This is a genomic window from Curtobacterium sp. MCBD17_008 (assembly GCF_003234475.1).
Taxonomy (GTDB): Bacteria; Actinomycetota; Actinomycetes; order Actinomycetales; family Microbacteriaceae; genus Curtobacterium.
Window position 1 is genome coordinate 277,069 of the sequence record NZ_QKTK01000003.1, and the last position, 22,020, is coordinate 299,088.

Below are 22,020 nucleotides of genomic sequence, written 5' to 3' on the forward strand. Positions count from 1 at the left end.
CCCGTGAACCTGACCTTCCGGCTCCTGCTGCTGACCCTGCGCATCCGGTTGTCCCGGCGGCGGCTGTCGCTGTGGGACGAGTCGCGGACGCCGTTCCGCGTGACGCTCACCGACCTGGACCCGCTGCGGCACGTCAACAACGGGAAGTACCTGTCGCTGCTCGACCTCGGCCGACTCGACCTCATGCTGCGCTCCGGCTTCTGGCAGGTGGTCGGCGCGCGCGGCTGGTACCCGGTCGTGGCCGCACAGACGATCACCTACAAACGGTCGCTGACGCTCGGGCAGCGCTTCGAGCTGCGCTCGCGGGTACTCGGGGTGGACGAGCGGGCGGTGTACATGGAGCAGACGTTCACGCGGCACGGGGACGTCGTGGCCCGGGCGGTCGTGCAGGCCCGGTTCCTCCGCCGGACTGGAGGCACGGTCCGGCCCGACGAGCTGCTCGCCGCCGCCGGTGGCGCACCCCGTGACCTGACCCTGCCGGACTGGGTGTCCGCGTGGGCCGACGCCGTCCGCATCAGTGGCTCGGGAGGCGACCGCGTGCGACCATGACCGGCATGGAGATCGAGCCGTTCGTCGTCGCCGACGCCGCCGCCTGGCGCGCCTGGTTGGACGGGCACGAGGACACGTCCGACGGGGTCTGGCTCGTCCTCGCCAAGAAGGGCACGACCAGCCCGACGAGCCTGACGTACGCGCAAGCCCTGGACGAGGCGCTCTGCTCCGGGTGGATCGACGGCCAGAAGCGCGGCCTCGACGACGCGACCTTCCTGCAGCGGTTCACCCCGCGGCGGAAGGCGTCGCTATGGTCGGCGCGGAACGTCGGACTCGTCGCCGCGCTGGTGGAGGCCGGACGGATGCGGCCGCGCGGGCAGGCGGAGGTCGACCGCGCGAAGGACGACGGTCGGTGGGACCGCGCGTACGCAGGGGCTGCGACCGCCGAGGTGCCCGAGGACCTGCGGGCAGCGCTCGACGCCGCACCGACGGCCGCCGCCCTGTTCGCGGAGCTCGACGCGACGAACCGGTACGCCGTCGTGCACCGGGTGGTGACCGCCCCGAGCGAGACCGCGCGGGCGAACCGCATCGCGAAGCTCGTCGGTGGCCTCACGCGTGGGGAGACGCCGTACCCCCGTCCCGGTGCGCAGCCTCCACGGGTGGTCGACCCGGAGGCGTAGACCGGGATGCATGACCACTGGCACTGACACCACGAACCGTCCGGCCGCGTCCTCCGGCACCTTCCGCATCGGCGGGGACCTCGAGGTCAACCGCCTCGGCTACGGCACCATGCAGCTCACCGGCCCCGGCGTCTGGGGACCGCCGAAGGACCACGACGAGGCGATCCGCGTCCTGAAGCGCGCCGTCGAGCTGGGCGTGAACTTCTTCGACACGGCCGACTCGTACGGCCCCTACGTCGCCGAGGAGCTCCTCAAGGAGGCCCTCCACCCCTACGGCGACGACGTCGTCATCGCCACGAAGGCCGGCCTGACCCGCACCGGCCCGAACGAGTGGCCGCCGGTCGGCCGCCCGGAGTACCTGCGCCAGGAGGCCGAGATGAGCCTCCGCCGCCTCGGTCTCGAGCGCATCGACCTGTTCCAGCTGCACCGCATCGACCCGAAGGTCCCGCTCGAGGACCAGATCGGGGAGCTGAAGAAGCTGCAGGACGAGGGCAAGATCCGCCACATCGGCCTGTCCGAGGTCTCCGTCGACGACGTGAAGGCCGCGCAGCAGATCGCCACGATCGTCTCCGTGCAGAACCTCTACAACCTCACCGACCGTTCGGCCGAGGAGCTCCTCGACTGGTCGGAGGAGCAGGGCATCGGGTTCATCCCGTGGTTCCCGCTCGCCACCGGCGGCCTGACCGGCGAGGACTCCCCGCTCACCGAACTCGCGAAGCAGAAGGACGCCACCCCGGCGCAGGTCGCACTGGCCTGGCTGCTCAAGCGCTCGCCCGTCATGCTGCCGATCCCCGGCACGTCGAGCGTCGACCACCTCGAGGACAACCTCCAGGGCGCGATGATCGAGCTCAGCGACGAGGAGTTCCAGGAGCTGTCGAAGCTGCACAGCTGAGCTGTCCCGCTCCGACCGGGAGGCCCGTGGCGGGATCGCCACGGGCCTCCCGTCCGTCTGCAGGATGACTTCCGCCCGACCCGCTTGCCGCCGCATACCGGGTATGTGCATACTCGGTATGCCCGCGGAGAAGCGCTCCGCCGGGTCGGAGGGGGAACGATGAGTGTCCGCATGGGCGTACTCGCACTGCTGGTGGCCGAGCCGGGCTACGGCTACCAGCTCCGGGGGGAGTTCGAGCACCGGACCGGGGGCAGCTGGCCGCTGAACGTCGGCCAGGTCTACACGACGCTCGACCGGTTGGAGCGCGACGGCCTCGTGGCCCGCGGGGACGCCGACGACGACGGACACGTCGTCTACACGGCGACCGACGCGGGCCGCGAGGCGGTCGACCGGTGGTTCAGCGAGCCGGCCCCGGCCAAGCGCGGACGGGACGAACTCGCGATCAAGTTCGCGATCGCGGTCACCGTCCCCGGCGTCGACGTGCAACGCCTCGTGCAGGTGCAGCGCACGGCAGCGGTCCGGGCGCTGCAGGACCTGACGCGCCTCAAGCGCACCACGGACCCGGCGACCGACCTGGCATGGTCGCTCGTCCTCGAGTCGATGGTGTCCCAGGCCGAGTCCGAGGTCCGCTGGCTCGACCACGTGGAGTCGAGCGTCGCGCGGTACCAGCCGACGTCGCGCGGGACCCTCGGCCAGCCCGACGACGAGGACGCGTACGGCAGCGAGCCCACCGGCCGTCGCTCCGGCGAGGCCGTCCGATGACCTCGACCCCGCTCCTCGAACTCGACGCCGTGGCCGTGCAGTACGGCAGCGGTGCGCAGGCCGTGACCGCTCTGGCCGGTGTCGACCTGACGATCCGTCCGGGCGAGATGGTCGCCGTGATGGGGACCTCCGGATCGGGCAAGTCGACCCTGTTGTCCGTGTCCGGGACGCTCATGCCGCCGACGAGCGGTGAGGTCCGCATCGACGGCGAATGGGTGTCCGACCGTCCGGCCCGGGAGCTCGCGGCCCTGCGTCGGCGGGTGCTCGGCTTCGTCTTCCAGGACTTCAACCTCATCCCCTCGTTGACCGCGGTCGAGAACGTGGCGCTCCCACTCGAGCTCGACGGCTGGCGCACCGGGCGTGCCCGGAAGGCCGCACAGCTCGCGCTGGAGAGCGTCGAGCTCGGGCACCGCCTCGACGCCTGGCCGGACGACCTCTCCGGCGGCCAGCGGCAGCGGGTCGCGATCGCCCGCGGGGTCGTCGGCGACCGGAAGCTCGTCCTCGCCGACGAGCCGACCGGTGCCCTCGACTCGCAGACCGGCGAGGTCGTGTTGCGCATGCTCCGCCGACACGTCGACTCCGGTGCCGGCGCGCTGCTCGTCACGCACGACGCCCGGCACGCGGCCTGGGCGGACCGGATCGTGTTCCTCCGCGACGGCCGCATCGTCGACGAGACCGCCTACGCCGGCGTGGAGCTGGCCCTGTCGGACGCGCAGGACCGGTCGTGAGCGAGCGGCCCCGTCGGGACACGCACCGTCCGACGATCCGCAGCCGCTCCCCGTTCGCCCTCCGGCCCGCGCTCCTGCTGGCCCGGCGTCTGGCGTTCGCCCGGACCGGTCGCGCGGTGCTCGTCGCGTCGCTCATCGGGCTGCCGATCGCCGGACTCGCGGCGGGCAGCGTGCTCATCGCGTCGACGACACAGAGCACCGAGGACGAGTTGACCGTCGAGCTCGGGCGGTCCGCCGCGCTCCTCGAGTCGAACGGCCCGGACCTGGTCGGGATGCGGCAGGACCCGGTCGACCGCTACGCCGCCGTGACGCGGCCCGGCACGCGGCTCCAGCGTTGGCAGGACGACCCCACCAGCACCGACGCCGACACCCCGGCCCCGCCGACCGCGGACCTGCTCACCTCGGTCCCGGACGGAGCCGCGTCCATCCCGGTGCGGGAGGGCTCCGCGGTCGTCGCCGGGCCGGAGGTCCCCGTGACGGTCACCGCGGTCGAGGGCGAGACCTGGGCCGGCGCCCTCCACGGGCACTGGGACCGGATCGACGGCGCCGTCCCGCGCGCCGCAGGCCAGGTGCTCGTGACACCCGCCACGCTCGACCGCCTGCACGTCGCCGTCGGCGAGACACTCGAGCTCGAGGACCCGGTGCAGCGGCAGGTCACGATCGTCGGCACACTCCGCGACCTCGGTCGACCGTCGTCCACCCTCGCCGTGTTCGGCCCGTGGGGGTCCCTCGGGCTCGGCGACGACGACGCCACCCAGGTGTTCCTCCCCGACCACAGCGTGACCTGGCCCGAGGTCCAGCGGTACAACGACCACGGCATCGTGGTCGAGTCCCGGGCCGTCGTGCTCGACCCGCCCTTCGCCAGCAGGAGCTCCGGCGGGTACGACCCGATCGTCAGTTACGGGTACGTCGGCCTCGCCGGGGCGTTCGCCCTGTTCGAGGTCGGGTTGCTCGCGGCTGCGGCGTTCCTGGTGAGCTCCCGTGCGGACACCCGCTCGCACGCGGTGCTGGCGAGCGTCGGCGGCGACCGGCGCTTCCTCTTCAGCGTCGTGTCGTCCTCCGGCCTCGTGCTCGGTGCCGTCGGAGCGGTGTGCGGCACCGTGCTCGGCATCGGCGGCGGTGTCGCGGCCTTCCACCTGCTCGACTCGGGGGACCGCGCTCGCTACCCCGGGGTGCACCTGCCGTGGCTCGTGCTGCTCGCCGTCGTGGCGCTCGGGGTCCTGGCCGGGTGGGCGGCCTCGCTCGTCGCCGCCAGGAGCGCGAGCCGCGTCGACGTGGACAGTGCCCTCCGTGGCGCCACCCGCCCCGCGCCCGCGTCCCGGCGTCGGTGGGCCTCAGTCGCGGGACCCGTGCTCGCCGGGGTCGGCGTGCTGATGACGATGGCCTGCGGCGTGGGCGTGCTGATGCTCAACGACCGTCCGGTGCAGGACGACCACCTCGCGCTCGTGGTCGGCGTCGGCGTGGCGGTCGGTCCCTGCCTGGCGCAGCTCGGCATCGTCCTCGCCGCGCGTCGGCTGCTCGCCGGGGTCGCCCGGATCGGGGAGCGGCTCGGTCTGCCCGCCCGGATCGCCGTCCGCGACGCCGTCCGCAACCCGGTCCGGACGGTCCCCGTGCTCGCGAGCGTGATGAGCGTCGTGTTCGTCTCGACCGTCGTGCTGACCTTCGCGGCCGCGGGACAGGCGCAGACCGACGCGCAGTACGAGTTCTCCACCGCGGAGGGCGTGGGCACCGCGTCCATCACCGGGGACGGGATCGACGCGGCGCTCCGCGACCGGGCACTCCGGGTCGTGCGCCAGGTCCTGCCCGAGGCCGACATCCGACTCCTCGGCGCGGGCGTCGAGACCGGGTCCGACGACGCCCCGGTCACCCTGCCCGTCGACGTGCACCAGCGGGACTGTGCCGACAGCAGCACCGGAGCGTGCTCCGACTGGTTGAGCGCACCGGACGCCTCGAGCCCGCACGTCCTGACCGGAGACGTCGACGACCTCGCCGAGCTCCTCGGCCACCGGCCGTCCCGGGTCGCACGCGCCGCACTCGAACGCGGTGACGCCGTCTCCATGCGGCCCGAGTACGTGCGCGACGGCGTGGTCCGGCTCGACACCCGGCCCCTCTCGCAGTTCACCGCGTACGGCGAGCAGCCGACCTCGCGGGCGACGAACTCGACGACCCTGCCGGCCGTGGTCGAGCACACCGACCAACCCCTCCACCTCGGACTGTTCCTCACGCCGCAGGGCGCCCAGCGGCACGGGCTCGAGACCGAGCGCTCCTTCCTGGTCGGGTCCTTCCCGGGCGGCATCACCGACGAGCAGACGGACACCCTCGCGGTGACCTGGCAGACCGCGGCGGGTGCCGACGCCGACCTCTGGTACCCGTGGTTCTCGGTGGAGAACGGCCCCGAGGACCCGTTCCGACCGATCGCGGTCGTCGTCACACTCCTGGCCGGGATCGTCACGCTCGGTGCCACGACCGTGGCGATCGGGCTCGCGCGGGCCGACGGGCGTCGTGACGACGAGGTGCTCGACGCGGTCGGCGCCTCGCCCGGTGTCCGCCGCCTGGTCTCGACGTGGCAGGCCGCGCTGCTCACGCTGGTCGGCTCGCTGGTCGGGGTCGCGCTCGGGACCCTGCCGCTCCGCGCCCTGACGCTCCGGTTCACACCGACACCGGACGGCGTCGTCCACATGCCGTTCGCCCCGGACCCGGTGTCGCTCGCGGTGCTCGGACTCGGGCTGCCGGTCCTCGTGACCGCGGGGGTCTGGGCGGTCGCCGGCCGGCGACGGCGTGTGGCGGTCCGACGGACCGCCTGACGGACGGGAGGCCCGCTGCCAGCTGGCTGCGGGCCTCCCGTCCGGCGGTCACGTCGCCGCCAGCGGACACGGCGCGCTAGTCGGCGAGCCGGGCGAGCAGGGGCAGGAACAGCCCGGCCAGCCAGGACAGCACCAGCACCGACGCGCCGACCGCGAGGATCCGTCGGCGTCGGCGCTGCCGAGGGGTCTCGTCGACGCCCCACACGCCGGCCCGGACGAGGACACGGTTCGCCTCGCCGACCAGGCGGCGGACCTCCGGGTCCTCCAAGTCGAGACGGCCGGCCTCGGCGTGGTCGGCGATCGCGGTGGCCTCGTCCACCGTCAGCGCGGTGTCACCGGTCGGCCGGTCCCTGCGTCGCATGCGCACCACGGTAGCCCGCCGGTGGGGTCGTCGACACCCCGGAACGGCCACCGCGCTCCGCACTCGCGCGGTGCCGGGCCCCTGCGCGGTGTCGGGCGCCGCGACCGTCTACTCGGGGAGCGGCTCCGCGTACGTGCGGAAGTCGCCCCGCTCGGTGTGGATCGACCAGAGCCGCTCGGCGATCGCGGCGCCCGAGTGGTCCTGTTGCCCGTCGTCGATGCCGAACGGGATGATGAGCTGGCCGACGTGGACCTGCTCGTCCCGCACGGCGTCGTGGAGCAGCTGCGCGTAGGCGCTCTCGCCGGCGAAGGCGACCGACGTGCCGGTGACGCGCGCGCCCGGACGGACCGCGCTGCCGCCGTTGACGAACAGGATCGTGCCGGAGCCGATCGCGCGCATGCCGGGCAGGACCTGGCGGACGGCGTTCACCGAGCCGTAGACGGAGAACTCGATCGGGCCGACGAGGTCCTCGGCGGTCGTCTCGAGCACCGGCCGCATGTACTCCTTGGCGGGCAGCGGGCTGTACTGCAGGACCTCGATCGGTCCGAGCTGCTCGGTGGCCTGCTCGAGCGCACGGCGGAGCGAGTCCCCGTCGCGGACGTTCGCGGCGAACCCGGCGGCCTGGTGCCCCTGCTCCCGGAGCGAGGCGGCGAGCTCGTCGAGGCGGGCCTGGTTGCGGGAGATCAGGGCGACGGCGAAGCCCTCACGGGCGAAACGCTCGGCGACGGCGAGCCCGAGGCCCTTGCCGGCGCCGACGATGGCGATGGTGGTCATGTGGTCCTCCAGGGACTGGTGGTGGTCGTTCCACTGAACCAGGCGGCCTCCTGCGGCAGTCAGGTCCGGTCCGGCAGGCACGCGTCCGCCGACACGAGGGCGTCGATCCGCGCCGGTCGCCGCCGGCCGGACAGGTAGTCGTCGAGCGTCTCCCGCCGAGCCCGGAGCCGCGCTTCCTGCCGGAGCAGGTCGTCCCGCACCTGCTCGACCCGGGCGAGGAGGTCCGCCGGCGGCGGTCCCCCGGCGTCTCCGGCGACGCAGGGCACCACGTCACGGAGGAGTCCCGACGAGAGCCCGGCCGCGAAGAGGTCCTGGATGAGCGCGACCATCTCGACCGCGTCCGGGTCGTAGTCCCGGTACCCGTTCGGACGCCGTCTGCTCGTGATGAGCCCCTCGTGCTCGTAGTACCGCAGCGACCGCGTGCTCACACCCGTCGCCGCGCTCAACTCGCCGATCAGCACGATCCCGCCGCCCTCCGCTTGACCTTGACGCTGACGTCAATGTCTACGGTACCCGCATGACCACAGCAGCACAGATGCGCGACCGCACCGCCCTCGTCACCGGGGGCTCCACCGGGATCGGGGCCGCCGTCGCCGACGCCCTCGCGCGAGCGGGAGCGCACCTCGTCCTCGTCGCCCGGGACGCCACCCGGCTCGAGCAGACCGCCGACGGCATCCGCGACCGGCACGGTGTCCCCGTCACGGCCATCGCACTCGACCTGGCCGAGGACGGAGCCGTCACCCGCCTGCTCGACCGCCTGGCCGGCGACGGGACCGAGATCGAACTGCTGGTCGGCAGTGCCGGCGTGGCTTCGCGGGGCCTCGTCGTCGACAGCGACCCGGTCGCCCTGCGCCGCCTCGTCGACCTCAACGTCGGAGCACTGACGGAACTCACGACGGCGGTGGTCACGCGGATGGTCGAGCGGGGGCACGGTTCCGTCGTCTCGATCGCGAGCACCGGCGGGTTCGCCCCGGCACCGGTCCTGGCGGCCTACGCGGCCTCGAAGGCGTACGTCCTGTCGTTCACGCAGGCGCTCTGGGCCGAGACACGGCGAAGCGGCGTGCGGGTCGTCGCCGTCAGTCCCGGCCCGACGCGGACCCCGATGAACGCGGCCACCGGCCGGTGGGGACGGCGACCCGAGCAGGTCGCCGCGACCGTCCTCGCGGCGCTCGACGGCTCCGGCCCGTCCGTCGTCGACGGGCGGGCGAACACACTCGCCGCGACCGTGCTGCGGCTGCTTCCGACCCGTGCCGTCACCGCGCTCGCCCTGCGGGTGCTGGCGCGGTAGCGGGCACCCGGGCGGCTGCCGGTCTCGAATGTGACGGCGCTCCCGGTCGCGGTCCACCCAGCGGTTGTGCACCTGCACGGGGTGCAATCGACGGACACCGCACCGGGAGGCACACCATGGGCAGGACACGTCGTACCGTCTCGGCCGCGAGCGTCGCGCTCGTCGCCCTGACCCTCACCGCCTGCACGGGTACATCCGAGGCCGGCCCGGACCGCGTGCCCCGGGCCTCCGCACCGACCGACCTGGGTGCCGGGCAGCTGGCGCCGGACGGCGAGACGACCGACGTCGTCACCGGACTGGAGGCCCCCTGGTCCGTCGTGCTCACCGGTGACGGTCCCGACGCGCTCATCAGCCTGCGGGACTCCGCGGAGGTGCTGGAGCTGACGGCCGACGGCGAGCGCCGCACGGTCGGGACGGTCCCCGGTGTCCGACACGGGGGCGAGGGCGGCCTGCTCGGACTCGCCCTGCACGAGGACGACCTGTTCGTGTACTCGACCGGCGAGGACGGCAACCGCATCGAGCGCTATGACCTGGAGGGACCGGCTGGGTCGACCACGCTCGGGGACGCCACGACCCTCGTCGACGGCCTGCCCGCGAACACCTTCCACGACGGCGGGCGGATCGCGTTCGGCCCGGACGGCATGCTCTACGCCAGCGTCGGGGACGCCGGCACGAGTGAGGACGCGCAGGACCGGGACTCGCTCGCGGGCAAGATCCTCCGCCTCACCCCGGACGGCGACGTGCCCGACGACAACCCGTTCCCCGGCTCCCCCGTCTGGAGCCTCGGGCACCGGAACGTGCAGGGCCTCGGGTGGAGCGCGGACGGCACGATGTTCGCGTCCGAATTCGGGCAGGACGCCCGGGACGAGCTCAACGTCATCGAGCCGGGGAGCAACTACGGCTGGCCTGAGGTCGAGGGCACCGGCGGCGAGGACCAGGGGTTCGTCGACCCCGTCCAGCAGTGGGCGACCGACGACGCCAGCCCGAGCGGCCTCGCCGTCGTCGGGGACACCGTGTTCATCGCGAACCTGCAGGGCCGGGTGCTCCGCGGCGTCCCGGTCGACGACCCCGGCACAGCACACGAGTACTTCGCCGGGGAGTACGGCCGGATCCGCACGGTGCTCGCCGGCCCGGACGACACGCTCTGGTTCGTCACGAACAACACCGACGGCCGCGGTGACCCGGGCGAGGGCGACGACCGGATCGTGCAGGTCCCGCTCACCACGGGCTGACCGCCCGGCCGGTCGAACGGCTGCCGACCGGTCCGGGCGTCAGGGGACGAGCCGCTCCGCCCGGTACCGGTCGAACAGCCGCGTGAAGGAGTCGAGCGTCCGGTGGTGCTCGGTGAACCCGGCGAGCCGGCTCTTCGACATGTCGGTCATCACCTCGATGTCGCGGCCGAGGTCGGCGTCCGTGTGCCACCACGACGCCAGGCGCTCCAGGTCGGGCTCGACGAGGCCGTGCTCGGCGACGACCTCGGCCCAGACCGGTGCGGCGTCGGCCATCTGCTGCTCGAACGGCCGCGGCGCGGTGTCGAACCCCTCGGCCTCGACACCCAGGTGTGCGGCGATCCGCGGCCACATCCACCGCCACCGGAAGACGTCGCCGTTCGCGGTGTTGAACGCCTCGTCGGCACCGGCCGGGTCGGTCGCGGCCCACACCATCTGCGCGGCGAGCAGGTCGGCGTCGGTGACGTCGGTCAGCCCGTTCCACTGCGTCTCGCTGCCGGGGAACACCATCGGACGCCCGGTGTGGCGGCTGATCGCGGCGGCGACGGCGATCGTCAGCCCCATGTTCATCGCGTTGCCGACGGCGTACCCGAGGACGGTGTGCGAGCGGTGCACCGACCAGGTGAAGCCCTGGCGTGCCGCGGCGGCGAACAGCTCGTCCTCCTGGGCGTAGTAGAAGTTGTCGACGTCCAGTCGGGGCTCGTCCTCGTGGAACGGGGTGTCCGGCATCGCGCCCTGGCCGTACGCCTCGAACGGACCGAGGTAGTGCTTCAGGCCGGTCATCAGTGCGACGTGCTGCACCGGCGCACCGGACAGTGCGGCGAGGAGGTCGCGCACCATGCCGCCGTTCACCGCGATGTTCTCGGCCTCGGTGGCCTGGCGCGACCAGGCCGTGAAGAACACGTGCGTCGCCGGGACGTCGGCGAGCGCCGACCCCAGGGACGCCGCCGACCGGAGGTCCGCCGACCGCCAGGTGACGCCGGCGCGCTCGGCTCCGGGTCGGCGCGAGAGCGCGGTGACGGTCCAGCCGTCGCTGACGAGGTGGTCGACGATCGCCGATCCGGCGATGCCGGTGGCGCCGACGACGAGGGCGTGCGGGGTCGCGGTCATGCGGGTCCTTCCGGCGGGGACGGTGGACCGGAGACAACACCTGTCGCCTGGGTGTATTCCGGTGCCCGGTCCATGCAGGTCCTCAGCCTGGGGTCGACGTCCGGTAGCGCAGTTCGATCGCTCCGCCGTCGAACGCCGTCGTGCCGACGAGGTCGAGCGCACCCGTGCCGGCTTCGACGGGCAGGAGCGGCGTGCCGGCTCCGAGCGCGATCGGCATCACCGTGACGTGGAGCTCGTCGAGCAGCCCCGCCTGCTGGTACTGAGCGGCGAGCACGCCACCTCCGACGATCCAGAGGTCGCGGCCCCCGGCGGACGCCATCACCAGTCCGTGGTGGCCCCGCACGTCACCGGTGACCACACGGACGTCCCCGTCCGCCGGGACGTCGAGGCTGCGCGACGAGAAGACCCAGGTCACCGTGTCCGGGTACGGCCACGCGTCGTCGTGTCCACGGAGCCACTCGTAGGTCGTGGCCCCCATCGCCAGGGCGCCGACACCGGCGGTGAAGCGGTCGTGGTGTTCCCGGAACGCGTCGAAGCCGAACTGCAGGAGCCAGTCGAGGTCGTCGTCGGGCCCGGCGACGAACCCGTCGAGGGACGCCGCGACGGAGTAGATCGTGCTCATGTCGGGACGGTACCGAGCAGCACCGACAGCGCGGATCCGACCGCGTCGGGTCAGACGACCAGCGGCCCCGCGACCGCCACCTCGTCGTTGTCGACGAGCCAGCGCACCGCGTCGAGCACCGTCTCCTCCGCGGTGTACCGCGGGGCGTAGCCGAGCAGCCGCCGCGCCTTGTCGATGCTGAACACGTGGCTCCGGGACAGGTGCTCCCAGCTCGCCTCGGCGTGCTCGGCCGGCACCACCTTCCGGAACCGGTCCCAGGAGACGGACTCGAGCCGGGCCTCCCGGCCGAACCAGGACGCGGCGAGCGCTGCGTACCCGCGCACCGTGAGCGCGGTCGGGGCGACGACGGTGAAGTCCTGCCCCGCGGCTGCGTCCCGGTGCTCGACGGCGAGCTCGAAGGCCTGGGCGACGTCGTCGGCGTGCACGTGGTGCATCGACTCGGCTCCGAGTCCGGGGACGAGCAGGGGTTCGCCGGCGGACAGTTTCTGCCAGACCGTGGGGTCGAGGTTGCCGACGGGGCCGATCGGTGCCCAGCCCGGGCCGCTGATGTGGCCGGGGTGCAGCGAGGTCGTCACGACACCCCCATCGGCGGTCTCCTCCTTGAGCAGTCGGGCGATGGCGTCCTTCCCGATGCCGTACTCGCCGACGGGCGGGGTCGCGTTCTCCTCGGTCACCGGCAGCACGGCGCTCGGCCCCGCCCGCCAGATCGACCCGCAGTGGACGAGGTGCACGTCGGTCCTGCGGAGCGCCGCGACCAGGGCCGCAGCGGACTCGACCGTGAAGCAGACGAGGTCGATGACGACGTCCGGCCGGAGCGCCACGACCCGGTTGCCGAACGTGCCGTCGCGGTCCTCCTGCTCGCGGTCGGCGGCGACCTGCTCGACGTGCTGCCACTCCGGTGCGTCGACGTAGGCCGACCGGCTGCCGCGACTGATGGTCACGACGTCGTGTCCGGCACGCACCAGGCGCGGGACGAGGAAGGAGCCGATGTGGCCGGTCGCGCCGATGACGACGATGCGCTTGCTGTCCATGCCGTCACCGTACGCGCGGGCCCTCGGCGAGCAGGGGCTACCGTCGTGGGCATGCAGCGACGCACCCTCGGCCGTACCGGCCGCGACGTATCCGTGATCGGCCTCGGCACCTGGCAGTTCGGCGGTGACTGGGGTCCGGTGGCCGCGGAGGACGCCTTCGCCGTGATGGACGCCTCCGCCGAGGCCGGCATCACCCTGTTCGACACCGCCGACGTGTACGGCGACGGCCGCAGCGAGCAGCTCATCGGCCGGTGGATCGCCGCGCATGCCGACGCCGGTGTCACGGTCGCCACGAAGATGGGCCGCCGGGTGGACCAGGTCCCGTCGAACTACGTGGCCCAGAACTTCCGGCAGTGGGTGGACCGGTCGCGGGAGAACCTGGGCCAGGACACCCTCGACCTCGTCCAGCTGCACTGCCCGCCGACCGCGGTCTTCGAGGACGACGCGGTCTACGACGCCCTCGACGCGCTGGTCGCCGACGGGTCGATCGCCGCCTACGGCGTCTCCGTCGAGACCGCCGACCAGGCCCTCACCGCGATCGCCCGACCCGGGGTCACGAGCGTGCAGATCATCCTCAACGCCTTCCGCCTCAAGCCGCTCGACCGCGTGCTCCCCGCCGCCCGGGAGGCCGGGGTCGCGATCCTGGCCCGCGTCCCGCTGGCCTCGGGGCTGCTGTCCGGCAAGTACACGACGGACACCACCTTCGCCCCGGAGGACCACCGCACGTACAACCGCAACGGCGAGGCGTTCGACCAGGGTGAGACGTTCAGCGGCGTCCCGTTCGAGGACGGCGTCCGCGCGGCACAGGAGTTCGCGGCGGCCCTGCCCGAGGGCGTCAGCGTCCCGCAGGCGGCCCTCGCCTGGGTCGTCGCGCAGGACGGCGTCACGGCGGCGATCCCCGGTGCCCGCAACGCCGAGCAGGCCCGGTCGAACGCCGAGGCCGGCTCGCTCGAGCTGCCCGCCGACCTCGGGGCAACGGTCCGCGACCTCTACGACCGCTGGTTCCGCGCCACCGTGCACGAACGCTGGTAGCCGCCGGCACGACGACGGACGGGAGGCCCGGCTCACCAGGTGAGTCGGGCCTCCCGTCCGTCAGGTCGTGCGACCGGCAGACCGCGGCTCAGGCGCCGCGGACCACCGCACGCGAGCCGGCGATGACGGCCGCGTCCTCGGCGACGGCGACCACCGGGTCCGGCAGGACCGTGCCGACGGCCTTGCGGGCCGCCCAGGCGACGTAGGAACCGACGAGCGCCCCGATCGCGCCGACGATGGCGCCCTCGATCCGCAGGTCCGACTTCCCGGACTTCGTGGTGGTCCCGAACGCCGCGCCGACGAAGGCGCCGGCGCCGATGCGACCGAGCAGTGCGGGGAGGGCGATGCGGTTCGGGGTCTTCGGCATCTTGTCGCCGATGATCTCGCCGGCGGCACCCGCGACGAGTCCGGCGCGGCCGAGCGACGAGTCGAAGGTCTTCCACTTCTGCCAGTCGCCGGACAGGCGCTTGTCGCCCTGGTGCAGGCCGAGGACGGCGAGCGGGGTGGCCGAGCGGCCTCCGCTGAGGACCCCGAGCAGCAGGGCGCGCGTGAGGGTGCTGGTGGTCCGGCTCTTCTTGGACATGCGGGTGGTCTCCTTCGTTTCCCTGCCGGCGTCGTCGCGGTCCGGACGCCGCCGTGGTGCGGACGTCGGCACGGTGCGGACGTCGGCACGTGCCCGACGCTACTCAGCGCGGCTGGTGGCGGTCAGTGGTGGGCGGGCACGGCGACGGCCACGGCACCGCGAGCGTCGTCCGGGACCACCGCGGCGGCGTCGTCCATCGCGGCCGTCATCTCGGCGAAGAAGGCGCTCATCTCGGCGATCGTCGTCGGGGAGAGCCGGTCGGCGGCGGCGATCATCCGCGCATGCACCGCGGTGAGGTTCGACCGCACCGTCTCGTCGCCCGAGTCGGTCGCGACGAGCAGGAACCCGCGGCCGTCGTCGGGGTCGGTCTGCCGTTCGACGTGTCCGGCTGCGACGAGTCGCTTCACGAGGGCCGTGGTGGACGCGGTCGTGATGCCGAGGTGTGCGGCCAGTCCGGTCGGCTTCACCGCGGTGCCGCGCTGTCGGGCCTGCAGGAGGAACCGGACGGCGGCCATGTCGGTGGCGCCCATGTGCATGGTGTCGCGCGTGCGCTGGCGCATGGCGACCTCGGCGGAGCGGTAGCGGCGCATGGCGTTGAGCAGCTCCACGCCGCTCTTCGCCGCACGGTCGGGGTACCAGTACCCGGACTCGTCGTAGGTCCTCGCGTCGACCATGGCGTCACCTCGTCCTCGGTTGCGGGCGCAGCCGATCCCCAAGGAGTACCAGGACCGGGCGGGCCGGACTCAGCCGGGTCGCAGCGGTGTCCCCCGGTACGGCCGGGCGGGGACGGCTGACGCATCGAGACACCCCCGTCAGCGAGCGACACCTCCATCGCCTCGAGACGCCGCCGGAAGTGACGGCGTCCCGGCCAGGCCGAGGCGTCTCGCAGGCACACCGGCGTCTCGCAGGCACACCGGCGTCTCGCAGGCACGCCGGCGTTCCGCAGGGACGGGAATGTCCGCGACGGCCCGCGTGTAGAGATGAACACCCCCGAACGAGAAGGAGTCCGCCGTGATCGACGACGACCGCACCCCTGGCCAGCGCGACGACCTCGCCCGCCACCCGCACCTCCACCTGCAGGACGACGACCACGCGGGCTTCGGCCGCTGGCTCGGCCTCATCAACGCCGGGGACTGACCCCGGGCCGGCACGCCGATGCCGGTACCGCAGTACCGGCAGACCCCTTCCAGGAGGCCCGTCACCCGTCCGTCGGACCGGTGACGGGCCTCCTGTGCGTTGCCCCCGGCGGGCAGCGGGAGGTCGGCCGCCACGGGTACGGTCGGAGCGTGCACGGGGTCGGAGTGGTCGACGAAGCCGGGCGGCTCCGGCTGCTCGGTACCGCGGTGGCGGGTGCTGCGTTCGCGCTCGTCCTCACCATGCTCGTCCTGTCGTCGTTCCGGACCGCGACCCCGCAGGTGCTCGTGTCCGTCGGCCTCCCCGCCGGAGTGGTCGGGGCCGCGGTGGCCGGCTGGCTGCGGCTCCGGTCCTGGCGTGCCGAGGGCGGGTACGAGCGCGTGGTGATGGTCGAGCGGTGGGTGACCGACCGGCACGTCCCCGCCGAGGTTCCCGCGGACGTCTGGGTCCCGCGGCTACAGGCCCAGGCGGACCAGCAGGTCGGCGGCTGGGGCAAGATCGTGCTCTGCGTCTTCTGGAGCGCGATGACCTGGTCCATGCGTGACCAGCACGGCACGGTGATCACCCTGCTGCTCCTCGGCCTCTGGGCCGGACTGGCGCTGTGGAGCGCGCTGTGGGTGATCCCGCGGGCCCGGGTCGCGCGGGACATGCTGCGGCAGGGCGTCGTCGCGCGGGACTGACGTGGGTACCGCGGTCCCGTGCAGCGACCCTGCGCGGATCAGCCGAGTGCTGCCGTCGCGCTCCGGAGCTCCTGCAGGACGTCGAGTGCGTGGCGTGCGAGACCGTCGTCGTCGCTCCGTTCACCCTCGGACCACCGCGCGTAGCCCTGCTTGAACGCGAGGACGCCCATCTCGCTGGCCAGATGCGCGGTCGTCTCGGGCACCCCGCGCTCGAGCAGCGCCGTCGTCATCGCGGCGGCCATGCCGACGCTCTTCAGCGCGTCCCGCTCCTGGAGCTCGGTACTCGCGGCCACGGCGGCCTTGAGTCGGGGGCCGAGCTCCCGGTTCCGCGGCCCCATCTCGCCGGAGGCCCGCTCGAGTCCGGCAGCGACGGCCTCGAGCGGGCTCGCCTCGGTCGGGGCACCGGCGATGCCCTCGGCGAGCAGACGGCTCAGGGTCTCCTGCCCGGCGACGAGCAGTTCGCGCTTGTCCGGGAAGTGCCGGAAGAAGGTGCTCTTGGTGACGCCGGCGCGCTCGGCGATCGCGGTGACGGTCGTCGCGTCGTAGCCCTGCTCCGTGAACAGGTCCACGGCGGCGATGACGAGCCGCTCCCGTGCTCCCGGTTCCCATCGCGCCATGCCCACCATCCTACTGATGGCACTCTTGTCCCGTCAGCGCACTCCGACGGGACAAGAGTGCCGTCAGCGTCCTATGGTGACGGTACCAACGTCCCATCACTCGAGGAGTCCCCATGCACGTCTTCGTCACGGGCGGAACCGGCACGATCGGCACCGCCGTCGTCGCCGAGTTGCTCGCCACCGGTCACACCGTCCTCGGCCTCGCCCGGTCGGACGCGTCCGCCGCCACCCTCGAGGCCGCCGGCGCCGAGGTCCTGCGCGGCTCGCTCACCGACCTCGACGTCCTGCGCGAGGGAGCCACCCGCGCCGACGGCGTCATCAGCCTGGCGTTCAATCGCGACTACGGTAGCGCCGAGGCACTCGAGCAGGGCCTCGGCGAGGAGCGCGACGCCATGGCCACGCTCGGTGCAGCACTCATCGAGAGCGGCAAGCCGATCGTCACCGTGTCCGGCACGCCCTGGGTGGCCGGACGCGCTGCGACCGAGGACGACCCGCTGCCCGTCGAGGGGCCGGTCGCGAGCCGCGCGGTCGCCGTCACCGACCTGCTCGCACTGTCGTCGCAGGGCGTCCGCGCCTCGGCCGTCCGCATGCCCCGCACGGTGCACGAGGACGGGCAGGGCGGGTTCGCCGGCCTGCTCACCGAGGCCGCGCGTCGGACCGGGATCGCGGGGTACCCGGGCGACGGTCAGCAGCGCTGGCCCGCCGTGCACGCGCGGGACGCCGCCTCACTGTTCCGCATCGCCCTCGAGTCCGCGCCGGCCGGCACCGCGTGGCACGCCGTCGGTGACGAGGGCGACCGCGTCGTCGACATCGCCACCGTGGTCGGCCGCCGCCTCGGACTCCCCGTGCAGCCCGTGCCGGACGAGACGTTCGGTCCCTTCGGGCCGATCTTCGCCATGGACCAGCCGGCGTCGAGCGCGCACACCCGGCAGGCGCTCGGCTGGGAGCCGACGCACCCGGGCCTCCTCGAGGACCTGGAGGCGCTGCAGCCCTGACGGCGCAGACGACGGACGGGAGGCCCGGTGCCAGCTGGCACCGAGCCTCCCGCGGTCAGCCCCTGGGCTTCCGGGAGCGGTGACGCGCAACGGTCCCGACGTACATCCCGCTGAGTCCGGTGGCGAGGCCCGAGATCAGCACGCCGATCCACTGTGCCGAGGTCCCCACCGTCGCCGCGAAGCACGCCGAACCGGCGACGATCGCTCCGATCGAGACGACGATCGCGAACGTGCGGGTCGTGAATGCCTTCATGCCCTCGCCAGCCCTACGCGCACCGCGGCGCCCTGTGCGACACCGGGTAGACGCGCAAGGACTTCGTTCCACAGCGGATGCCACCCCCGCTCCCGATGGCGCTGCTCGCGAGCACTGCAGCCACGTTCGCGACGGCACACACCGCCGGGCCGAGCGCGCACATGCTGGCCGCGATCGCAGTCATCGCGCCGCTGATGATCAAGTTCTGGTCGAAGGCGTTGAACGCCACGTACATGCCGTACTTGTCAGGTCCGGCCGCGAGGCGAGACCCGGAGTCAGGAACACCGAGCTCGAGCACGGCCCCGTCCTCACCTTCGATCACGACGACCTCGGTACCATCTGCTCCGGCTCGTTCCTCGACGACAGCGCCAGCACGTCGTGCTTCAGCGAGGGCCTCTCGGATGACGGCGTCGGTGACAGCTGGGTCCCCCTCAGACGCACTGACGATCGGCTGCATCGGCGCCACTTCGGCTTCCGCCGCTGGACCCACCACCAGTCCGGCGGCTACGAGCGCGCCTGTGAGCGCCATCGCAGCGGAGACGTTCCATGATGTCGACATCTTCTCCCCCTCTGGTCTGTAAGCCGCCCGACGGACGACTCGAGAGGCAACAGTAGTACGGGGACACCAGATTCCACCCTGTGACATATCATGCTGATCACGGTGAAGGGATTGCGGTCCTGAAGGGTCGGCAGACAACGGACGGGAGGCCCGGTGCCAGCTGGCACCGGGCCTCCCGTTCGACAGGTGGTCGCGTCGCGACGGCCGGTCAGTTGTAGTTCGCCACGCGGTTCGGCGAGGTGTTGCCGGCGGGCGTCGGGACGGCGCCGCCGACCCCGTTGATGACGCTCGAGATGGTGCCGACGTCACCGAGGGACACCGTGACGAGACCGTGCGCCTTCACGCCCGGCGTCTGCGGCACCTCGAACGCCCGGTCGGCGTGCACCGAGGGGTTCGTGTTGAAGAAGCAGTAGACGCCGCCGCCCCAGATCTCGTGCGTGGTGACGTTCGACGCGACCTTGTACGCCGCGTACCCGGCTCCGGTCGGGCTCTGCCACGAGGCGTTGTCCGGCACGTCGTACGGCATCTCGTTCTGGAAGAAGATCGTCTTCCCGTTGTTGCCGTTCCACAGCACTTCGTACTTCTGGTAGTGCTCGACGAAGAGCCCGGTGGCGAGGACGTCGTTGCCGTTCACCTCGACGCCGGTGGCGCCGGTGTTGACCGTCCAACCCGTCGGGGCACCACCGTGGTCGGCACGCCAGGCCCAGATGTGGTCGATCAGGGTGTCGTCGGCGTTGACCCGCAGCGAGGTGCTGGCCTTGCCCTGGATGCTCGACCCGACGCGGAAGAAGACGTCTTGGATGCTCTGCGGGTTCGCCGCGTGGTCGATGTGCGAGTCCGCCGTCCCCAGGCGGATCAGCTGCGTGCTGTTCTGCGTGCCGGCGTCGACGACGAGGTTCGAGACGTTCACACCAGCGACGTCGTTCGAAACCAGGACGGAGTTGCCCTTGGTCGGCACGAGCGTCGGGAAGCCGATGCCGGTCACGACGGTGTTCGCCCGCTGCACGTTGATCGCCGCGTCGAGCTGGTAGGTGCCCGGGGTGAAGAACAGGTTCAGCCCTTGCGCGAGCGCGCTGTTGATCGTCGCCGCCGTGTCACCCGGGTGCGCGACGTAGAAGTTCCGCATCGGGATGTCCGTGCCCGCGGTGTTCGGCCAGGTGACACCGCTCGAGTTCTGCCGGAGCGAGGGGACGAACACGTGGTACTTGTTCGACGAGTCCACGTACAGGTAGGGCTTCTCGCGCGTCGTCGGCGTGGTGGCGAGCGTCGTGTAGCTCCTCGAGAAGTCGTTCGCCGGGGCACCCTGCACTCCCGAGAACGTCATGTTCCAGTTCCCGCCCTGCCACGAACCGAGCGTGGAGTTGCGGGTGTACCACTGCTGCTGCGACCCCGAGGTGACGGTGCCGTCGACCTTGCTGTCCGCGATGTAACCGCCGGACGAGTAGCCCTGGCCGCCGTCCTGGTTCGAGGGGCCCATCGTCAGGTTGCCCTTGATGTGCACGCGCCGCATCGGAGCGGCCTGGGACACGGCCCAGCGGTCGGTACCGCCCTCGGGGACGACCGCGACGTTCTCGACCGACCGCCAGAAGTTCTGCGTGGCGTTCTTCTCGTCGCCCGCGTTCCACCCGGAGTCCACGTTGACCGCGCCGGTGATGGTGACGTCGTCGGGGTTCTTCCCGAGGCCGGCGACCGTCGTGTAGAAGCCGAGGTTCGCCCAGACACGGTTGTAGCTGCCCGGCTTGAACAGGAAGACGTGCCGCTGGGACCCGAACTGCGCCGTGGTGCTGCGGAGCTGCGAGGTGAAGGCGGCGTCGACGTCGGCCTGGATGGTCGAGGTGGGGGTCGATGGGCTGTAGACCTTGACGTTGCTCCCGAAGTCCGGGGTGTCGCTCGTCGTGACCGCCTGCGCCGAGATCGCCGGGACCAGGGCCCCCACGACGCCGGCGCTCACGGCGAGGGCGACGAGACTTCTCATCCGTCGTTGCATGATGCTCGATTCATGACCGGTGCGGCCCCGTTGCCGCACGGACGCGACGGTAGACCCGATCATGCGCGTTCCGCAGTCGGACGAACGGCGGACAAGCACGGGCGTCCCGGAACGTGTTCGGCCGCCTGATCACCACCCGAAGGCGACCAGACGGCCGGGCTCACCACCCTGGGTGAGCGAGCAGGGCGCGGATACCCGGTCCACGCCCCGCGGTCCATCCTGCCCGATCGCGGAGCGCTCCACCGCCCCCAACTCACGGGGGAGAACGGACGGTTCCGGCGTCAGGGTGCCGGTGCGACCGGGATCTCCCAGTAGCTCGGCTGCTCGTACTGCTCCGACCACCCCCGCCGCATGCGCGCGGCGGCACGGTCGAACGCCTCCACCGGGTCGGTGTCACCCGTCAGCAGGGCCTGCAGCCGGAGACCGTCGTACAGGGCGAGCAGCTGCTGTGCGCCCCGCTCCGGGTCCATCGTCGCCGGCTCGCGGCCCTCCCGCACGTCCGCGGCGAGTGCCGTGCGGATCGTCTCCCGGAACTGCCGGTAGGCGGACCGGTAGTAGTCGGCACCGTCGACCGAGGGGTCCGTCGCCGCGGCGAGTGTCGACGCGAGCAGGCGCATCAGTCCCGATTCCTCGATGTGCGCGGCCAGCAGGGCGTGCATGAACGCCACCGTTCCGCGCTCCGTGATCATCGGGAGCAGGGGTGCCGACACCGCACGCGTCCAGCGCTCCACCGTCGCCGCGAGGAGGGCGTGCCGGTTCGGGAACAGCCCCTCGATCTCGGACACGCTCATGCCGCTGCGCTCCGCCACCGCCTCGATGGAGAAGCTCGTCGTCCCGCCGTCGTGCAGGACCGCGATCGCGCCGTTCACGGCGCGGGTGCGCGGGACCTCGTCGTCGGCCGCGTTCTGGTTCGTCAGCGGCGCGAGCGGGTGCTTGCGGAACCACTCGAGCAGGGCGCGGGCCCGCGAGGCGCCGAACTCGGCGTCGCTCGGCCGCTGCGCCTCGAACAGGTCGCTGAAGCCCGGGACCTCGCGCATGAGCGGGTCGAGGGGCTGGAACGCCATGGACCAGTCCGGGAAGGAGCGCTGCTGCACCGGGTCGTCGCAGAGCACCCGGACGTTGGTGTGCCGGGGGTCCAGGCGGATCTGCTCGAAGCGCTGGTGGACGACGTCGTCCTCGCCCTCGATGATGCCGATGCAGTTGCTGTCGCGGTGCGCGAGCATGCCGGTGATGCCGAGGCGCGTGTTCTTCTCGCGTCCGACCGCCAGGATCTGCGCGAGTTCGGAGTCCGAGATCGGTCGGGTCTGCGTGCTGGTGTAGACGAGTGTGCGCACGGTCGGCCTCCCTGGTCGTGGCTGGGCCGGATGCCCTGGCACGAGTCAAACGCGCGACGGGCGACCGCACCAGTCC

25 protein-coding genes are annotated in these 22,020 nt (G+C 72.6%); 12 read left to right on the forward strand and 13 right to left on the reverse strand.

What is annotated here, in order from left to right:
* Positions 1 to 3: 3 nt before the first annotated feature.
* The 6 genes from DEI95_RS04795 to DEI95_RS04820 all read left to right on the forward strand — a co-directional run bounded on the left by DEI95_RS04795 (position 4) and on the right by DEI95_RS04820 (position 6,355).
* A complete protein-coding gene (locus tag DEI95_RS04795) occupies positions 4 to 549 on the forward strand; it encodes a thioesterase family protein (RefSeq protein ID WP_110900325.1) in 546 nt (181 codons plus the stop codon).
* Between the two features lie 5 nt (positions 550 to 554).
* Entirely contained in the window at positions 555 to 1,169 is a 615-nt protein-coding gene (locus DEI95_RS04800; protein WP_220036618.1) for a YdeI family protein, read from the forward strand.
* A 10-nt stretch (positions 1,170 to 1,179) separates the two neighbouring features.
* Positions 1,180 to 2,061, forward strand: coding sequence for an aldo/keto reductase (locus DEI95_RS04805; RefSeq protein WP_111059531.1), 882 nt, complete (start codon positions 1,180 to 1,182; stop codon positions 2,059 to 2,061).
* 171 nt (positions 2,062 to 2,232) lie between these two features.
* Complete coding sequence (locus DEI95_RS04810) at positions 2,233 to 2,823, forward strand: PadR family transcriptional regulator (protein WP_111059532.1); 591 nt, start codon at positions 2,233 to 2,235, stop codon at positions 2,821 to 2,823.
* The gene (locus DEI95_RS04815; protein WP_110824375.1) at positions 2,820 to 3,551 is read left to right on the forward strand and encodes an ABC transporter ATP-binding protein; all 732 of its coding nucleotides are present in this window, start codon (positions 2,820 to 2,822) and stop codon (positions 3,549 to 3,551) included. The genes DEI95_RS04810 and DEI95_RS04815 overlap by 4 nt, the downstream gene beginning before the upstream one ends.
* Positions 3,548 to 6,355: an ABC transporter permease gene (locus tag DEI95_RS04820; RefSeq protein WP_111059533.1), complete on the forward strand. Its 2,808-nt coding sequence runs from the start codon at positions 3,548 to 3,550 to the stop codon at positions 6,353 to 6,355. Before DEI95_RS04815 ends, DEI95_RS04820 begins: the two co-directional genes overlap by 4 nt.
* 76 nt (positions 6,356 to 6,431) lie before the next feature.
* On the opposite strand, the gene DEI95_RS04825 is transcribed toward DEI95_RS04820, so the two are convergent.
* The 3 genes from DEI95_RS04825 to DEI95_RS04835 all read right to left on the reverse strand — a co-directional run bounded on the left by DEI95_RS04825 (position 6,432) and on the right by DEI95_RS04835 (position 7,918).
* Positions 6,432 to 6,716: a hypothetical protein gene (locus DEI95_RS04825; protein WP_146243591.1), complete on the reverse strand. Its 285-nt coding sequence runs from the start codon at positions 6,714 to 6,716 to the stop codon at positions 6,432 to 6,434.
* Between the two features lie 108 nt (positions 6,717 to 6,824).
* Entirely contained in the window at positions 6,825 to 7,490 is a 666-nt protein-coding gene (locus DEI95_RS04830) for an SDR family oxidoreductase (protein WP_110824378.1), read from the reverse strand.
* A gap of 59 nt (positions 7,491 to 7,549) precedes the next feature.
* Positions 7,550 to 7,918, reverse strand: a complete 369-nt coding sequence (locus DEI95_RS04835; protein WP_375342340.1) for a MerR family transcriptional regulator — start codon at positions 7,916 to 7,918, stop codon at positions 7,550 to 7,552.
* An 89-nt stretch (positions 7,919 to 8,007) separates the two neighbouring features.
* Between DEI95_RS04835 and DEI95_RS04840 the strand changes: the two genes are divergently transcribed.
* Positions 8,008 to 8,778 carry an SDR family oxidoreductase gene (locus DEI95_RS04840; RefSeq protein ID WP_110910596.1) on the forward strand — a complete coding sequence of 257 codons (771 nt, stop codon included), beginning with the start codon at positions 8,008 to 8,010 and terminating at the stop codon, positions 8,776 to 8,778.
* A 116-nt stretch (positions 8,779 to 8,894) separates the two neighbouring features.
* Positions 8,895 to 10,010 (forward strand): sorbosone dehydrogenase family protein, encoded by a 1,116-nt coding sequence (locus DEI95_RS04845; RefSeq protein ID WP_111059536.1) that lies wholly within the window; start codon positions 8,895 to 8,897, stop codon positions 10,008 to 10,010.
* Between the two features lie 39 nt (positions 10,011 to 10,049).
* Here the strand turns inward: DEI95_RS04845 and DEI95_RS04850 are convergent, their stop codons facing one another.
* From DEI95_RS04850 to DEI95_RS04860, 3 genes are all read right to left on the reverse strand, one after another.
* The gene (locus tag DEI95_RS04850; RefSeq protein WP_110889378.1) at positions 10,050 to 11,117 is read right to left on the reverse strand and encodes an SDR family oxidoreductase; all 1,068 of its coding nucleotides are present in this window, start codon (positions 11,115 to 11,117) and stop codon (positions 10,050 to 10,052) included.
* A gap of 82 nt (positions 11,118 to 11,199) precedes the next feature.
* Positions 11,200 to 11,739 carry a dihydrofolate reductase family protein gene (locus DEI95_RS04855; protein WP_111059537.1) on the reverse strand — a complete coding sequence of 180 codons (540 nt, stop codon included), beginning with the start codon at positions 11,737 to 11,739 and terminating at the stop codon, positions 11,200 to 11,202.
* A gap of 50 nt (positions 11,740 to 11,789) precedes the next feature.
* Positions 11,790 to 12,770: an NAD(P)-dependent oxidoreductase gene (locus tag DEI95_RS04860; protein WP_111059538.1), complete on the reverse strand. Its 981-nt coding sequence runs from the start codon at positions 12,768 to 12,770 to the stop codon at positions 11,790 to 11,792.
* A gap of 51 nt (positions 12,771 to 12,821) precedes the next feature.
* Between DEI95_RS04860 and DEI95_RS04865 the strand changes: the two genes are divergently transcribed.
* Positions 12,822 to 13,802: an aldo/keto reductase gene (locus DEI95_RS04865; RefSeq protein WP_111059539.1), complete on the forward strand. Its 981-nt coding sequence runs from the start codon at positions 12,822 to 12,824 to the stop codon at positions 13,800 to 13,802.
* 88 nt (positions 13,803 to 13,890) lie between these two features.
* On the opposite strand, the gene DEI95_RS04870 is transcribed toward DEI95_RS04865, so the two are convergent.
* Both DEI95_RS04870 and DEI95_RS04875 read right to left on the reverse strand, forming a co-directional pair.
* Complete coding sequence (locus tag DEI95_RS04870; protein WP_110824391.1) at positions 13,891 to 14,385, reverse strand: DUF4126 family protein; 495 nt, start codon at positions 14,383 to 14,385, stop codon at positions 13,891 to 13,893.
* 122 nt (positions 14,386 to 14,507) lie between these two features.
* Positions 14,508 to 15,059, reverse strand: a complete 552-nt coding sequence (locus DEI95_RS04875) for a MarR family winged helix-turn-helix transcriptional regulator (protein WP_111059540.1) — start codon at positions 15,057 to 15,059, stop codon at positions 14,508 to 14,510.
* 337 nt (positions 15,060 to 15,396) lie between these two features.
* Between DEI95_RS04875 and DEI95_RS16900 the strand changes: the two genes are divergently transcribed.
* Both DEI95_RS16900 and DEI95_RS04880 read left to right on the forward strand, forming a co-directional pair.
* Positions 15,397 to 15,522 (forward strand): hypothetical protein, encoded by a 126-nt coding sequence (locus tag DEI95_RS16900; RefSeq protein ID WP_258365834.1) that lies wholly within the window; start codon positions 15,397 to 15,399, stop codon positions 15,520 to 15,522.
* 149 nt (positions 15,523 to 15,671) lie between these two features.
* Positions 15,672 to 16,199, forward strand: coding sequence for a hypothetical protein (locus tag DEI95_RS04880; RefSeq protein ID WP_146232823.1), 528 nt, complete (start codon positions 15,672 to 15,674; stop codon positions 16,197 to 16,199).
* Positions 16,200 to 16,237: 38 nt separating this feature from the next.
* Here the strand turns inward: DEI95_RS04880 and DEI95_RS04885 are convergent, their stop codons facing one another.
* Positions 16,238 to 16,816 (reverse strand): TetR/AcrR family transcriptional regulator, encoded by a 579-nt coding sequence (locus tag DEI95_RS04885; RefSeq protein WP_111059541.1) that lies wholly within the window; start codon positions 16,814 to 16,816, stop codon positions 16,238 to 16,240.
* 113 nt (positions 16,817 to 16,929) lie between these two features.
* Between DEI95_RS04885 and DEI95_RS04890 the strand changes: the two genes are divergently transcribed.
* Positions 16,930 to 17,811, forward strand: coding sequence for an SDR family oxidoreductase (locus DEI95_RS04890; protein WP_111059542.1), 882 nt, complete (start codon positions 16,930 to 16,932; stop codon positions 17,809 to 17,811).
* Positions 17,812 to 17,866: 55 nt separating this feature from the next.
* Here the strand turns inward: DEI95_RS04890 and DEI95_RS04895 are convergent, their stop codons facing one another.
* The 4 genes from DEI95_RS04895 to DEI95_RS04910 form a co-directional block, all read right to left on the reverse strand.
* The gene (locus DEI95_RS04895) at positions 17,867 to 18,064 is read right to left on the reverse strand and encodes a hypothetical protein (RefSeq protein WP_111059543.1); all 198 of its coding nucleotides are present in this window, start codon (positions 18,062 to 18,064) and stop codon (positions 17,867 to 17,869) included.
* A gap of 13 nt (positions 18,065 to 18,077) precedes the next feature.
* On the reverse strand, positions 18,078 to 18,623 hold the full coding sequence (locus tag DEI95_RS16425) for a hypothetical protein (RefSeq protein ID WP_146243592.1): 546 nt from the start codon (positions 18,621 to 18,623) through the stop codon (positions 18,078 to 18,080).
* A gap of 208 nt (positions 18,624 to 18,831) precedes the next feature.
* Entirely contained in the window at positions 18,832 to 20,598 is a 1,767-nt protein-coding gene (locus DEI95_RS04905) for a hypothetical protein (protein ID WP_111059545.1), read from the reverse strand.
* Positions 20,599 to 20,891: 293 nt separating this feature from the next.
* Positions 20,892 to 21,944 (reverse strand): BLUF domain-containing protein, encoded by a 1,053-nt coding sequence (locus DEI95_RS04910; RefSeq protein WP_181436193.1) that lies wholly within the window; start codon positions 21,942 to 21,944, stop codon positions 20,892 to 20,894.
* Positions 21,945 to 22,020 lie beyond the last annotated feature (76 nt).